The organism is Bacteroides sp. A1C1, assembly GCF_004328515.1.
Lineage (GTDB): Bacteria > Bacteroidota > Bacteroidia > Bacteroidales > Bacteroidaceae > Bacteroides > Bacteroides uniformis.
Genome location: NZ_CP036491.1, coordinates 1,540,056 through 1,555,009 on the forward strand (window position 1 = coordinate 1,540,056; position 14,954 = coordinate 1,555,009).

Annotated in this window: 10 protein-coding genes; 5 read left to right on the top strand and 5 right to left on the bottom strand. The window is 50.5% G+C overall.

Annotated elements, in window-relative coordinates:
- Positions 1-43 precede the first annotated feature (43 nt).
- The 5 genes from EYA81_RS06420 to galA form a co-directional block, all read right to left on the bottom strand.
- Entirely contained in the window at positions 44-1,024 is a 981-nt protein-coding gene (locus EYA81_RS06420) for a glycoside hydrolase family 5 protein (RefSeq protein WP_131225529.1), read from the bottom strand.
- A 107-nt stretch (positions 1,025-1,131) separates the two neighbouring features.
- Positions 1,132-2,424 (bottom strand): beta-mannosidase, encoded by a 1,293-nt coding sequence (locus EYA81_RS06425; RefSeq protein WP_117601321.1) that lies wholly within the window; start codon positions 2,422-2,424, stop codon positions 1,132-1,134.
- A gap of 91 nt (positions 2,425-2,515) precedes the next feature.
- A complete protein-coding gene (locus EYA81_RS06430; RefSeq protein WP_061411757.1) occupies positions 2,516-3,799 on the bottom strand; it encodes an acetylxylan esterase in 1,284 nt (427 codons plus the stop codon).
- 72 nt (positions 3,800-3,871) lie between these two features.
- The gene (locus tag EYA81_RS06435; RefSeq protein ID WP_057256135.1) at positions 3,872-4,759 is read right to left on the bottom strand and encodes an AraC family transcriptional regulator; all 888 of its coding nucleotides are present in this window, start codon (positions 4,757-4,759) and stop codon (positions 3,872-3,874) included.
- A gap of 350 nt (positions 4,760-5,109) precedes the next feature.
- The gene (galA, locus tag EYA81_RS06440; protein ID WP_131225530.1) at positions 5,110-7,554 is read right to left on the bottom strand and encodes a beta-galactosidase GalA; all 2,445 of its coding nucleotides are present in this window, start codon (positions 7,552-7,554) and stop codon (positions 5,110-5,112) included.
- 222 nt (positions 7,555-7,776) lie between these two features.
- On the opposite strand from galA, the gene EYA81_RS06445 reads away from it, so the two are divergent.
- From EYA81_RS06445 to EYA81_RS06465, 5 genes are all read left to right on the top strand, one after another.
- Positions 7,777-10,263 carry a GH36-type glycosyl hydrolase domain-containing protein gene (locus EYA81_RS06445; RefSeq protein ID WP_131225531.1) on the top strand — a complete coding sequence of 829 codons (2,487 nt, stop codon included), beginning with the start codon at positions 7,777-7,779 and terminating at the stop codon, positions 10,261-10,263.
- An 18-nt stretch (positions 10,264-10,281) separates the two neighbouring features.
- The gene (locus tag EYA81_RS06450; RefSeq protein ID WP_117601325.1) at positions 10,282-11,286 is read left to right on the top strand and encodes an aldo/keto reductase; all 1,005 of its coding nucleotides are present in this window, start codon (positions 10,282-10,284) and stop codon (positions 11,284-11,286) included.
- Between the two features lie 6 nt (positions 11,287-11,292).
- Positions 11,293-13,308: a glycoside hydrolase family 97 protein gene (locus EYA81_RS06455; protein WP_131225532.1), complete on the top strand. Its 2,016-nt coding sequence runs from the start codon at positions 11,293-11,295 to the stop codon at positions 13,306-13,308.
- A 191-nt stretch (positions 13,309-13,499) separates the two neighbouring features.
- The gene (locus EYA81_RS06460) at positions 13,500-14,138 is read left to right on the top strand and encodes a DUF4136 domain-containing protein (protein ID WP_061411765.1); all 639 of its coding nucleotides are present in this window, start codon (positions 13,500-13,502) and stop codon (positions 14,136-14,138) included.
- Positions 14,139-14,261: 123 nt separating this feature from the next.
- Positions 14,262-14,891: an outer membrane beta-barrel protein gene (locus tag EYA81_RS06465; protein ID WP_061411767.1), complete on the top strand. Its 630-nt coding sequence runs from the start codon at positions 14,262-14,264 to the stop codon at positions 14,889-14,891.
- The last annotated feature ends 63 nt before the right edge of the window (positions 14,892-14,954 follow it).

Here is a 14,954-nt window from a genome sequence, read left to right on the forward strand (position 1 = left end):
TTTTCTTAATTATTAATGGTTAAATCATATTGTTTTTAAAGGGCTATTTTTTCAGTGTCGTCAATTCGTCACGAACCATTCTCCCCCACTCTTTCATGTCTGCATCTTTCCAGTTTCCCTCGGAAGAAGCCGACGGATAGAACATGGAGCAAGTCTCATCCTTGTCAGACAAAGACCAGGCCACCCAGCTGATGGAATGCCGCTGCATCCACTCCAGCCAATTCCCCCACTCTTCTTTATTGATGGGGCCGTCCCCACTTGCCTCCATACCGGCACATTCGGAAACGAAAATCGGCAAGCCCTTGCCCAGAGCATAGTCGGCGCGGTCGCGCAGCCACTGTCCGTGGGTATTGGCATAAAAGTGGAGTGTATACATTATATTGCTATATCCGGTAATAGGATCGTCTGCAGCCAAATGGATGTCCTGGTCCCAATGCGGACAACCTACGAGGATAACGGCATCCGGCTCTATGGCACGAATTGTCTTGATAACCTCCACAGAGTATGCCTTCACCTGTTCCCAACTGTCTTCCACCGGTTCGTTGAAAACCTCATAGATAACATTAGGAACCCCTTTGTAACGGGTAGCCATTTGGGTGAAGAATTCCTTTGCTTCTTCCTGCCGCAGATTGTGGCTATGCCAGTCAATGATGACGTAAACGCCGTTCTTGATAGCGGCATCCACCACTTTCGTAACACACTCAATACCGAACTCGGGCTTGTTCACATAGCAGGCGCTATCCAAATCCACTCCCATAGAGGCCCGAAGCACTTGTGCGCCCCAGTCATTGACCAGATAAGCAACCGAAGAGGCATTGTAGAAACGGGGCCAGAACTGATGCCAGCCATAGCTGACACCGTGCAATACCACCGTGTCTCCTTCGGTATTCATCAACTGCGTACCATTGACCACCAATGCCGGTAGTGTTTCTTTTACATTTTCATTCTTCGACGGGTTTGTTCCACAACCAATGGTCATACCTAGGCAACAAACCGCCAACATAACTTTCCATATGCTTTTCATATCATACTTAGTATTTAGAGTAATAATCTTTCTTATATAACGGTACAAACGCTTTGTACACGCTTACATTCTAATTTTCAGGCAGGGATTACACGGAAAGGATAGGTTTAATTTTGCAACTTCCGGTTTTCCGCTTTAATTATTTCAATAGTGCTGTCCGTGGCAAAGACAGAGTTCAGTCCTTGTTGTTCTTGGGCAGGGTCACCGGTATAGTCATCTCCCTTTTCCCAGAATACATGGTCGGGATTCTGTCCGGCAAAACCGCCCCATGCCCAGAAGTTGCATCCGGCAAAGAGTCCGCCGCTCTCACGATCCTGGCGGATGAGGTCGAATACATAACGGTAATATTCATCGCGGGCAGTGGTCGGCGCCTCTTTGGAGAAACTGAAGCCGTCACGGGGAAAACCGAACTCCTCCAAAACAATCGGCTTGCTGTACTTCCGGGCAATGACCATGTGGTCATCTATATACTTCTTAGTATTCTCCTTGGCACGCGGAAGAAGTTCCGTCAGGCTGTCAGCCTTCACCCAGCCCCAGTTGTAGGGCCAGATGTGGATATTCAGATAATTGATGTTGGGGTCGGCATGAATCTTCTCGAAAAGATTCATGTCCATTTCGCATCCCCACGCGCCCTCACTGCCGGAAGACACCATGTGGTTCGGGTCGAGGGACTTGATTTGTGCAGCTACATCAGCCATCCAACGGGCAAACGGCTCCTTGTTCTCGTCAGAGAAAGCGCGAGGCTCGTTACCAATCTGCCAAGACATAATAGTGGGGTCGTCCACATACTTTATCTGATTATACCTATTGGTTCGCGAAACAATATAATTGACATGATTGGCAAACAAGGCCTTCGCGCTGTCCGATTTGGGGAACTGCTTGACATACTCCATATAGGCGGGCCATCCGTCTACGGCAGGTACCACGGCATCACCGTGTCCGGACCATTGCAGGTAAACAGAATAGCCGCCGCTCCATTCCCAGGAATTGTTCAAATAGAGTACAGCTGTCATATCACGTTCACGCAGTTCATTCATGAAATAATCCAATCCGGCCAAGATAGTATCATTATAGACGCCCGGTGCCACTTGCAAAGAGGGCTCTACCCGCGTCTTTATGCCATTTTCACCGTCAGCACCCACCAATACGCGCAGGTTGTTGATGCCAATGCTTTTCAGAAAGTCCAGCTCCTTATGCAACCGTTCACGATTGCCGCCTTCACCTTCGGAACCAAGAATGGCACCATACCAGAAATTGGCACCTACAAAATAATAGGGTTTTCCGTCGCGAACGAACTGTCCATCGGCATTGACCTTAATAAACGAATGCTCCGCAGGCTTAGGGGCACATGCTCCCAAAAGGAATAAAAGTACTGTCAGTAAAAGGAATTGTTTCTTCATATTATCAGTTTTTAAGCGATACACAAAGATACGCGGCTCATATCATAAAAAATGATACTATATTATCAGATTAATATGCCAATGTGATTAATCACATTGGCACATCAAGTTGTCTCCGTATCCAGTCCAGCCATTCATCCCACTGTTCCTGATACCAATAATGTCCGGTTTCCAGATAAGGATGCAATTCCTTCGGAGAAGCAATCACATTGTAGGCTGCATACATGGAAGTGGGAGGACAGACCTCATCGTTATACCCCCAACTGAACCAACCGGGCACATTCAGCAGGCGGGCAAAGTTTGCCGTATCATAATAGCGTACCGTTTCAAGCTGCTTTTCATCGGGAGCACCGTAATAATAGAAATAATGGGGCCAACCGCAAGCACGCTTCTTGAAGAAGGCTTCGTGGTCGCACAGGGCAGGATGAACTGCCGCCAGAAAAGTAACGCGTGAATCAAGAGCCGCCGTAATCACAGACAAGGCACCGCCCTGGCTGGAGCCCGTAACGCCCAGCGCTTTCCCGTTGTACTGCGGCAGCGAACAGATAAAATCCACAGCACGCAAAGCGCCTACCACCACACGGTTATAGTAAGAAGCATCCCGATTGTCGCGGCCGAACGTCCAATAATTGCTCAGCGCCCCACCTGCCAGCGCATCATATACAGACTGCTGCATCGTGACGGGAATGCCGTGGATACCCACCTCCAATATAATTACCTTTCCAGGAGCCGTATACGTATCTCCCGCATAAGGGCGGACACCCGCACCGGGCACACGCAGCAAAGCCGGATACTTCCCTTCTTTCTTGGGAATACTGAGAATACCGTAAAAACGTCCTCCCCAGGCTTTTGTCTGGAAGCTGACCTGATATACATTATCCGTTTCCGTACAGCGTTCGGGAAGCAGCGTCATAAGGGGATTCAACGGAGTCTTGCGCGCCTCTTCCAAGGTCTTGGCCCAATAATCCTGAAAATCGGCAGGAAGTTTCGTCACGGGTTGCAGCTGCTCAGGAGCATAGGCCGATGTAGCCAGCCCTTCATAAGTCCGGCCGTCCACATGCGCCTTGACCTTGCAACGCAAGAAGCCTGCAGTCTTCATCGTGCCTTGCAACTTCAAGGTACCATCTTTCAGCACCATGTCTTTCTTTACTTCAGTAGGATACATTTCGGGGCCCAGTTCATAGTCAATCTTGACATCGGGCAAGAGGTTCTGTGCCTTCAGCACCCGGACGGTAAACGTACACTTCTCATTCAGACGATACACCCAATCGCTATGGTCGGGTGAAACGACTACACGGATTTCATTGCCGCGTATCTGCGCCGTCACAGCACATACACACAGCAGACATAAAAATAAGGAAAAAACTCTTTTCATGATATCAGATATTAGTATTAATCATTGGTGCAAAAATAGGCACTTTCAATGAAGAATACCAATACTTTTTTATCATATCACCAGCTTCTTTTTCCGATAATTCTCACGGAATTCCTTCGGCGAGCATCCCTTCTTCCGCTTGAACATACGATTGAAATTGGACAGATTGTTGAAGCCGCAGTCATAGCACACCTCTGCAATAGTACGCGTGGAATCTACCAACATACGCGTGGCAAAGCCCAGACGGATATCAATAATGTAGTCGGAAAGCGTCTTGCCGGTGCGCAGGCGAAAGAAACGGCTGAAAGAGACCGGGGTCATGCCCACCATATCGGCCAATGAAGCCAACCGGATATCCTCCTGATAATGGGTGGAAATGTATTTCTGCACCTTCTGTACCCGGCGGCTGTCAGAGAAAGTCTCTATCTTGGCAAACGAAGAACTGGACAACACCCGAGCATTGTCATAGAGGGAAAGTTCGTAAAGGATACGGAGAAAGTTCATCACGGCATAAAAGCCCTGCTCCTCGGAAGCCAGCTTATCCAGCCAGTTGTACACCTTCATGATGGCCTGCATGGGGAAACTAAGTCCGCACTGTGCACGCTCCAGCATCCGGCGGATACTGTCGAACTGGTTCTTGTTGACAACGTTCCCGAAGAACAAGTCGGGAGAGAACTGGATGGTAATCTCCCGAATATCCCCGGAGGTACATTCATGTTGCTCCCATACATGCTCCAACTCCTTACCGGTTATCAGTACCAGGTCATAATCACCGATAATCTCGGCAGAATCGCCCACCACACGACGTACGCCGGAAGCATGTTCCGTGAAGTTCAGTTCATACTCTGCGTGACAATGGATGGGGTAGGTAAATTCTGTTTTGTGACGATCGGCAATATAGAAACAGTCACGTTCCGACAGAGGGGTTATCTCCCTCATGATATAGTTCTGGTTTTCCATAGGCATTGGTTAAAAAAATATCATGCCACAAATATACTCATTCTTTTTAATCCCACAACAGTACCATTTGTTACATTTAGAGGTAATAATTGTTATATATGAGCAGATACCCGGGAAAGTCCCGCCCGGAAAAGCAAAACTTCCGTTCTTCTCCTCCTCAAGCTCTAATGTAAGGATGTATGAGATGTATATCTCATGTTGTACGAGATATACATCTCATACAACACGAGATGCACATCTCGCACACTTACACACTATAGTTTGAGGAAGAAAGAAGCGGAGATCCCTCTCTTGCCCCATAGACAAAAGAAAGATCTCCGCTTCGCCGGATGATATGAATGATAAGCTGCTTACTTCTGCAGCTTCAAAACGCAGGAAGTTTCCGGCAGGTTTTTCGAAACGACCGTCAGTGTGGCTTCTCCCGCTTCGCCGATACTTTGCAACAGCACCTGTGCAAGTCCGTTGAATGCTTTTACCTGATAGGTGCGGGCATCGGCGTCGGCCGGACGTTCCGTAGCCTGATAAGCGGGGTCTCCATTCCCCACCCCAAGGATGCGTACCGGACCGGAGACGGTTATCGTCAAGTCGTTGCAGGCAGTGGGGACAAAACGTTTCTTCTTGTCCTGCAACTCAATGTTACACACTGCCACATCCCGATTGTCTGCCTGAATGACGGAACGGTCTGCCGTCAGGGAGATACGGGCAGGAGCACCGGTAGTCTCCACAGTACGGGCCAATATTTTTTTGCCGTTCTTATAGCCTACAGCCTTCACTGCACCGGGCTGGTAAACGGCTTTCCAAGAAAGATGACCGTTTCGGGGCATCGGTTTGCGCTCCAGTTTCTTGCCGTTCACGGTCAGTTCCACTTCATCGCAGTTGCTGTATACCCAAATATCAATGCTATCACCTTCGTGACCTTGCAGATTCCAGTGAGGAAGGATGTGCAGCACCGGCTCATCCGTCCACCAGGACTTCAGATACCAGGCTTCGTCCTTGGGAAAGCCACAGTAGTCCAGAATGCCGAATTGTGAGCCCGTAGCCGGGAACTTCATGGGGTTGGGCTCGCCGCGGTAGTCGAAACCCGTCCAATAGAAAAGACCCGCCAAATAGGGACGTTCGTCATAGAATTTCCAGCCACGCTCGATGCAGTTCAGCAGGCTGTCAGGTCCGTTCGGCTTGCGGTTGTGCGCCACCATGTGGCCTTTGTCGTGGGCATCGAAGTAGATGCCGCGCGTACCACAGCCCGTAGTCTCTTCCGAACCGAGCGCACGGCGGCCGGGATAATCCTTGCGGTGCTGCTCTACTGGATTCTGAAGGATGTAGTTATAACCGGCCACGTCTGCGGGAATCAAGATGGCAGGGCCACTGCTCGAAGCAACGGTCATGAGGCGCGTAGGGTCGAAACGGTGGCAATATTCGCGCATCGTGGCAGCAATGCGTGTACCGCTTTCTTTCCACTCGATGCCCCACTCCTCGTTGCCTACACTCCAAAGGATAATGCACGGATGGTTGCGGTCGCGGTCTATCATGCGTTTCAGCAGGCGAGTATGTTCCTCGTTGACACCCGTCAGACGGTTTTCTTCTATCACAAGGATGCCGAGGCTGTCGCAGGCATCGAGCATTTCGGGAGTCATCGGGTTATGGGAAGAACGGTAGGCATTGCAGCCGAACTTCTTCAGTTCCTTCAGTCGGTACACTTGCAGGGCATCGGGAATGCCGGCACCTACTCCGGGGTGGTCTTGGTGCATGTTCACACCTTTCAGTTTCAGAGGCTGTCCGTTCAAGAGGAAGCCCTTGTCGGCATCGAAGCGGATGTCACGAATACCCGTAGTAGTGGTATAAGCATCCACCAGCTTGCCATGCTGATAGACTTCCGTAAGCAGTGTATATAGATAAGGTGTATCCACACTCCAAAGATGAGGTTTGTCCAGCGCTATTTCACCGACGGTGAGCTGGCGGTCTTTCGGCAGTACCGGCTTACCGGCCGTTTCGCAGCGTGCCACTTCCTTGCCGTCGGCATCCCGGAGGATATGGCAGAGGCGGTAATCCTCCGTTTGCAGACCGGAGTTTTCAACAGTGGTCTCTATCGTCAGCTTGGCCTTGTCAAAAGGTGCGGCCAGCGTGCTGTGCACAAAGGTTCCGAAAGGAGCTACATGTAACGGCGCCGTCTTGTTCAGCCATACATGGCGGTAGATGCCCGCACCCTCGTAAAACCAGCCCTCCTCGAGCGTGGCATCCGCACGGACGCAGATAAGATTCTCTTCTCCGTAATTCAGGTATTCCGTAATGTCATACACCTGCGTGGCATAGCCGCTCGGTTCGTGTCCCAGGTAGAAACCGTTTATCCAGATACGGGCATCACGGAAGATACCGTCGAACTGAAGATAAAGATGTTTGCCGAGGTCCTCTTGTGGCACGGTGATGGTCTTTCGGTACCATCCCACAGAGTTTTCGGGGAATTTATAGCCGACGGCTTTATAGCCATGACTGTGGCTCGCTTCTTTGGCATAAGGCAAATCAACCACCCAGTCATGCGGAAGATTGACCGTCTTCCAGTCCACACCCCACTTCTCCGGATTGAACTTGGGAGAGTAAGGGCCCTCATTATGGATAGAGGCTGCCTTGGTCAGATAGTTGAAGTACTCCGTTCCGCAGCCGAAGTCTTTCTCCGGTGAGGAAGCATTGCCAAAAGCAAACTGCCAGCCGTCGTCCAGCAAAATACGTTCGCGGACGGATTGGGCAGAAAGAGAAAAGGTAATTCCAAGAAGGAACAGAAATGCGAATAAGTGTTTCATATCGGTTAATCATAAAATGTGTTTACAAAGATAGAGCGAAAAAGATTCGTGCGGTGATACTTTTGTATCATTTTCCGGTACTTCATGTTTCCGAGGGGAAAAAACACGCCGGGCAAACAAGGGTGATAGGAGAAAAGTTTTTAAATTTGAAGCGTGCTTCCGGGAAAATGGCCGGATGGCACAACTAATGAAGAATGTATCAAACTAAATACAAGAAATAATATGCAAGACAAAAGATTCGGATATTTCGATGACGACAACCGCGAATACGTCATTACCGACCCCAAGACACCTTGGCCATGGATTAACTACCTGGGCAATGAAGATTTCTTCTCACTCATCTCCAATACTGCCGGAGGCTATTCCTTCTACAAGGACGCCAAGTTCCGCCGCATCACCCGCTACCGCTACAACAACGTGCCGATGGACAACGGGGGACGCTACTTCTACATCAATGAAGGCGGCAACGTATGGTCTCCCACCTGGAAGCCCTGCAAGACTGCACTCGACAGTTACGAGTGTCGCCACGGCATGAGCTACACCCGCATCACCGGATCCAAAGACGGCATCGAAGCCAGCCTGCTCTTCTTCGTCCCACTGAAGACCTGGGGAGAGGTGCAGAAGCTGACCTTGCGGAATACTTCTGCCAAAGTGAGAAAACTCAAACTATTCTCCTTTGCCGAATGGTGCTTGTGGAATGCCGCTACGGACATGGAGAACTTCCAGCGTAACTTCTCCACGGGAGAGGTGGAAGTGGACGGGTCTGTCATCTACCACAAGACGGAATACAAGGAACGCCGCAATCACTACGCCTTCTACAGTGTCAATACACCCGTAGACGGTTTCGATACCGACCGCGAAACATTCGTGGGACTCTACAACGAGTTTGCCGACCCGGAACGGGTAGTAGAAGGCAGACCGGGCAACAGCATTGCCCACGGTTGGAGTCCCATCGCCTCGCACTATCTGGAAGTAGAACTGCAACCCGGCGAAAGCCGCGACTTCATCTTCCTGCTGGGCTATGTGGAAAACAAGCAGGAGGCAAAGTTCGAGGAACGTGAAGCATCTCTGCATGAAGCGTTCAAGCAGAGTGTACCCTCTTCACCTATTATAAATAAGGTAAAGGCTAAGGCGATGATTTCGGCCTTCGACACTACCGCCAAAGTAGATGCTGCCTTTGCCGAACTGAAAGCCTACTGGGACCGCCTGCTGGACATCTACGTCGTGAAGACCGACGAAGAAAAACTGGACCGCATGGTGAACATCTGGAACCAGTATCAGTGCATGATTACCTTCAACATGTCCCGTTCCGCCTCTTTCTTCGAGAGCGGCATCGGTCGTGGAATGGGTTTCCGCGACTCCAACCAGGACCTCGTGGGCTTCGTGCATCAGATACCGGAACGAGCCCGCGAACGAATCATCGACATAGCTTCTACCCAATTCCCCGACGGAGGATGCTACCACCAATACCAACCGCTGACCAAACGCGGCAACAACGACATCGGCGGCGGCTTCAACGATGACCCCATGTGGCTTATCTTCGGTACGGTGGCATACATCAAGGAATCGGGAGACTTCAGTATCCTGGATGAGCCCGTCCCCTTCGACAACAAAGAAGGTTCGGAAGTGTCTCTGTTCGAGCACCTGCGCGTCTCCTTCAACCACGTCATCGAGAACCTCGGCCCCCACATGTTGCCCCTCATCGGCCGTGCCGACTGGAACGACTGCCTGAACCTGAACTGCTTCTCCTGGGATCCGAATGAATCCTTCCAGACCACGGAAAACCAGACGGAAGGCAGCCAGGCAGAATCGCTGATGATTGCCGGCTTGTTCGTGGTATGCGGACGCGACTACGTGGAGCTGTGCCGCCGCCTGGGTAAAGACGACGAAGCAAACAGAGCGCAAACCTACATAGACAATATGGTGGAAGCCGTAAAAAAACACGGCTGGGACGGAGACTGGTATCTGCGCGCCTACGATTACTTCGGCCACAAGGTAGGCTCCAAAGAGAACGAAGAAGGACAAATCTTCATCGAATCGCAAGGCTGGTGCACCATGGCAGGCATCGGACTGGAAGAAGGCATGGTAAAAAAAGCGCTGGACTCCGTAAAGGAACGCCTGGACTGCGAGCACGGTATTGTACTCAACAATCCACCCTTCACCCGCTATGTTGTGGAGTATGGAGAAATCTCCACCTATCCCGCCGGCTACAAGGAAAATGCGGGTATCTTCTGCCACAACAACCCGTGGGTCATCATCGGAGAAACCGTACTGGGACGGGGTGACCGTTCCTGGGAGTATTTCCGCAAGATATGCCCGTCGTACACCGAAGAGCACAGTGCCCTGCATAAAGTAGAACCTTACGTATGCTGCCAGATGGTGGCCGGCAAGGACGCCGCCCGCCCTGGTGAAGGCAAGAACAGCTGGCTGACTGGAACGGCTGCCTGGATGTGGTATGCCATCACGCAATTCATACTCGGCATCAAGCCTTCGTATGAAGGTCTGGAAATCAATCCTTGTATCCCGGCAGGCTGGAAAGGCTTCAACGTGAAGCGTAGGTTCCGCGGGGCAGAATATCATATTACCGTGAAGAATCCCGATGGTGTGTGCAAAGGCATCAAGTCCGTCACAGTAGACGGCCAGCCGATAGAAGGCAATGTGGTGAACCATCTGCCGGGCACGCATACAGTAGAAGTAATAATGGGATAACCCACAAAATACAATATCATGATAAACCCTATTTATTCTCCAGCGCCCGAACGCTATGACAACGGCATGAAATTCCGCCGTTGCGGGCAAAGCGGCATCCTGCTGCCGGAAATATCACTCGGATTGTGGCACAACTTCGGCGACGTGAACACATTTGCCAATTCCCAGGCCATGGCGCACTATGCCTTCGACCGTGGAATCACGCATTTCGACCTCGCCAACAATTACGGTCCTTCCTACGGTTCCGCCGAAGAGACTTTCGGAATGATTATGAAGAAATCCTTCATGCCCTATCGGGACGAACTATTCATCTCCACCAAGGCCGGACACGACATGTGGCCCGGCCCCTACGGGGAGTGGGGCTCACGCAAGTACCTGATGAGCAGCCTCAACCAAAGTCTGAAACGGATGAACCTGGAGTATGTGGACATCTTCTACTCCCACCGCTACGACCCGGATACTCCGCTTGAAGAGCCCCTGCAAGCACTGGTTGATATCGTACGGCAAGGCAAAGCACTCTATGTAGGAATCTCCAAATATCCCAAAGAGGCGGCCGAGTTTGCCTGCAAATACCTGGAAGAACGGGATGTACACTGCCTGCTCTATCAAGGCAGATACAATCTCTTCAACCGCGAACCGGAAGAAGAAGGTATCCTGCAGCAAGCCAAAGGGAACGGAACCGGCTTCATCGCCTTCTCCCCGCTGGCGCAGGGCCTGCTGACCAACCGCTACCTGAATGGTATTCCCGAAGATTCGCGCATGGCAAAGGGGGCTTTCCTGAAGAAAGAAGCACTGACCGACGAGACGCTGCAAAAAATCAAGGCACTCAACGAAGTTGCTGCCTCACGCGGGCAAACCCTTGCCGAGATGTCACTTGCCTGGCTGTTGAAGGACGACCTGGTGACAAGTGTCATCATCGGAGCGAGCTCCGTTGCCCAACTGGCAGATAACTTGAAAGCGACTGAAAATACAGACTTCTCTGCCGAGGAACTGGAGAAGATAAAGAAAATCATTCAAAAATAAATCAACATGAAAAGCCTCCTTATTCAAACCTTTTGTTTATTATTCCTTTGCTTGGGCACGGTCCGTGCACAGCAATACCAACTTGTATCACCCAACGGAAAACTATCCGTTACGGTAGATGCCGGAGAAGCCCTCACCTGGCAGATTGCACACGACGGCACCACAGTGCTGCAACCCTCTGTCATCGCCCTGCAAGGCAGAGATGAAAAATCAGCCAAGAAAGCAATAACTTTCGGTAAAAATGTAAAAGTAATCCGTGCAGAACGCAAGTCTGTGGAGTCCTCCTTCCCCACTCCCCTCTACAAAAAGGCAAGTGTGGAGGATGTCTACAACCAGCTGACACTGAAATGCCGAGGAGGCTACAGCGTACAGTTCCGCGCATACGATGACGGCGCTGCCTACCGCTTCATTTCCGAACAGAACAAGCCGTTTATCGTCCTCAACGAAACTGCGGACTTCAATTTCGACAAGGATTACCAGGCATTTGTACCTTACATAAACGACAACCGCAACGGTGAGCGCTATTGCTTCTCCTTCGAGTCTTACTACGACGAAGCCCCGTTGTCCAAAATGCACACCGACTCACTCTCCATCACCCCACTGATGGTTTGCCTGGACGGAGGAAAGAAAGCCGTTATCATGGAAGCCGGATTGGAAAACTATCCCGGCATGTTCCTCACTGTAAATCCCCAGACACGTCAAGGAGTGCAGGCAGCATTTGCCCCCTATCCGCTGGAAGAAATAATCGGCGGACACAACCGGCTGAACCTGATACCGACCAAGCGTGCAGACTACATCGCCCGTTGTGCCAAGCAGGAGCTCCCCTGGCGTGTGGTGCTCGTCACCGAAAAGGACACGCAGCTTGCCGACAACGACATGGCACAGCGTCTTGCCCCCGCCTGCCGCATCAAAGACATTTCCTGGATTAAACCCGGCAAAGTGGCTTGGGACTGGTGGAACACCTGCAACCTGACTGGAGTAGACTTCAAAGCCGGCATGAACACTCCGACTTATAAGGCATTCATCGACTTTGCCGCCGACAACAACCTGGAATATATCATCATCGATGACGGCTGGAGCGGAAACGAATCCTTATTGAAAGACCTGAATCCGGATATCGATTTAAAGGAACTGGTAGCCTACGGAAACCAGAAGGGCGTCGGCATCATTCTCTGGGCAAGCTGGCGAAATTCTGCCAAAGATACGGAAGCCGCATTCAGCCACTATGCACAGATGGGTATCAAAGGCTTCAAGATAGACTTCTTCGACCGTGACGACCAGCCACTGGTACAGTCCGTAGAACGCATTGTAGCCTGCGCCGCCGAGCACCGCCTGGTATTAGACCTGCATGGACTCAAGCCATACGGTATACAGCGCACCTATCCCAACGTCCTAAACTTTGAAGGTGTAAAGGGACTGGAGAACGCCAAATGGGAACCGATAGTGAACGGAGCCCCCCTCCACAACTTCCCGCGCTATGACGTGACTGCTCCCTACCTGCGCATGCTTATAGGTCCGATGGACTACACACCGGGAGCCATGATGAACGCAACCCGCGAAACCTTCCGTGCCGTCAACGACCATCCGATGAGCCAGGGTACACGCGTCCACCAGATGGCGATGTACACCCTCTTCGAAGCCCCGCTGCAAATGCTTGCCGACAGCCCCAGCAAATATATGAAGGAGCAGGAATGCACGGACTTCATTGCCAAAGTGCCTACCGTTTTCGACGAGACCGTGGCACTGGACGGTGAAGTAGGTGAATACCTTACACTGGCACGCCGCAAGGGAGACGTCTGGTACGTCGCCTCCATGACCGACTGGACACCACGCGACTGTACCATCGACCTTTCCTTCCTCGGAGAAGGAAGTTACGAAGCCGAAATCTTTTCCGACGGCATCAATGCCGACCGGGAAGCAACCGACTACAAGAAAGAAGTACGCACCGTGACCTCGGGGGACAAGCTGAACATACACATGGCACCCGGAGGAGGATGGACAGCACGGATATGGAAAAGATGACAGGGGGATAAAGTAATGACATGATAAGTGCAATAGGGTGACAGTTACGTTAAAAGTGCTGTCACCCTATTCCTTTATCACTTTTAACATACCTCTACGTGAACCTTTTATATCCTATCTTGTTTTTTCTCACAAAAGCCTAAGGTACCATAGGGCAGGAATTTATATTAAACCTAAACAATTATAAAAGTATGAAGAAATTTATTCCCCTATTATTAGCGGTCTTTGCAGTGACGCTTGCATCTTGCGAAAAAGACCCTGACATGGATAAGCTGGACAATAATTATCTGGTTTATACCAACTATGACAAGAAGGCGGATTTCAAAACCTTCGAAACTTATTACTTGCCGGACAGCATTCTGGTCATCGGTGATAAGGAAAACGCCGAATACTGGAAAGATGAGAATGCCCAGGAAATTCTCAACGCTTATGTCACTAACATGAATAGCCGCGGCTACATCCGTGTGGATGACCGGGAAGAAGCCGACCTTGGCTTGCAGGTAAGCTATGTCAGAAGTACCTATTACTTCACCGACTACGGACGTCCCGAATGGTGGTGGAACTATCCAGGCTACTGGGATGCTCCTTACTGGGGCAACTGGGGCGGATGGTATTATCCCTATGCCGTGAACTATTCCTACAGCACCGGTTCCTTTATCAGCGAATTGTTGAATCTGGAGGCGCCGCAAGGCCAGAGCGAGAAACTTCCTGTTCTGTGGACCAGCTATATGAGCGGCTTGCTGAGTGGTTCTACTTCTGTCAATACCAAACTTGCCGTGCAAGGTGTGAACCAAGCTTTCACTCAATCAACTTACCTGACTAACAAGTAGTGACAAGCTACGAGCTATAAGTGACAAATGACGGGTTACCCAATATTAAGGTAACAAGAATAATACGGCAGCATCCTTTCCGGACTGGGAAGTTGCCATTGAACCAAAAAACAAGAACAAAGTATGAAAACAATAAAATATCTTTCCTTGAGAGTATTTGCGGTTACCGCTCTTGCTCTCGTCTTCGCCCTACCGACGAAGGCACAGATGACCGATAACGGTTATGCCAATATCGACTGGCAATATAACTTTCCTCTCAGCAACAACTTCGCCGACAAATCAAGCGGCTGGGGTATGAATTTTGAAGGCGGTTACTTCCTGACAGACAATTTTGCATTGGGAGCTTTCTTGAACTACCATAGCAACCATGAGTATTTCGGTCGGCAGACACTTCCCGTAGGCGAAGGCGGCAGTCTGAATACCGACCAGCAGCACACTGCATTCCAGTTGCCTTTCGGGCTGGCCTCCCGCTATGTATGGAACCGTGGAGGTGCATTCCAGCCGTATGCCGGTGTAAAACTGGGTGCTGAATATGCACAGTTGAAGTCAACTTTCAACGTATTCGAAGCCAACAAAGATACATGGGGTTTCTATGTATCTCCTGAAATTGGTTTCAATGTGTATCCTTGGGCTTATGGACCGGGCTTGCATTTCGCAGCCTATTACAGCTACGGTACGAACAAAGGTGACCTCTTTACGTACAGCGTAGACGGTTTGAGCAATTTCGGTCTGCGCGTAGGTATTGCGTTCTGATAAGACACACACTTAAAGCTTAACAGATAGAATTTAATTGTTTCAAAATTGAAGAAGAAAAGA

What these genes read in the sequence shown, in the direction of transcription:
- galA (WP_131225530.1), bottom strand. Translation starts at nt 7,554, where the DNA reads ATGAAACACTTATTCGCATTTCTGTTCCTTCTTGGAATTACCTTTTCT.
- EYA81_RS06445 (WP_131225531.1), top strand. Translation starts at nt 7,777, where the DNA reads ATGCAAGACAAAAGATTCGGATATTTCGATGACGACAACCGCGAATAC.
- EYA81_RS06450 (WP_117601325.1), top strand. Translation starts at nt 10,282, where the DNA reads ATGATAAACCCTATTTATTCTCCAGCGCCCGAACGCTATGACAACGGC.
- EYA81_RS06435 (WP_057256135.1), bottom strand. Translation starts at nt 4,759, where the DNA reads ATGGAAAACCAGAACTATATCATGAGGGAGATAACCCCTCTGTCGGAA.
- EYA81_RS06430 (WP_061411757.1), bottom strand. Translation starts at nt 3,799, where the DNA reads ATGAAAAGAGTTTTTTCCTTATTTTTATGTCTGCTGTGTGTATGTGCT.
- EYA81_RS06425 (WP_117601321.1), bottom strand. Translation starts at nt 2,424, where the DNA reads ATGAAGAAACAATTCCTTTTACTGACAGTACTTTTATTCCTTTTGGGA.
- EYA81_RS06420 (WP_131225529.1), bottom strand. Translation starts at nt 1,024, where the DNA reads ATGAAAAGCATATGGAAAGTTATGTTGGCGGTTTGTTGCCTAGGTATG.
- EYA81_RS06455 (WP_131225532.1), top strand. Translation starts at nt 11,293, where the DNA reads ATGAAAAGCCTCCTTATTCAAACCTTTTGTTTATTATTCCTTTGCTTG.
- EYA81_RS06465 (WP_061411767.1), top strand. Translation starts at nt 14,262, where the DNA reads ATGAAAACAATAAAATATCTTTCCTTGAGAGTATTTGCGGTTACCGCT.
- EYA81_RS06460 (WP_061411765.1), top strand. Translation starts at nt 13,500, where the DNA reads ATGAAGAAATTTATTCCCCTATTATTAGCGGTCTTTGCAGTGACGCTT.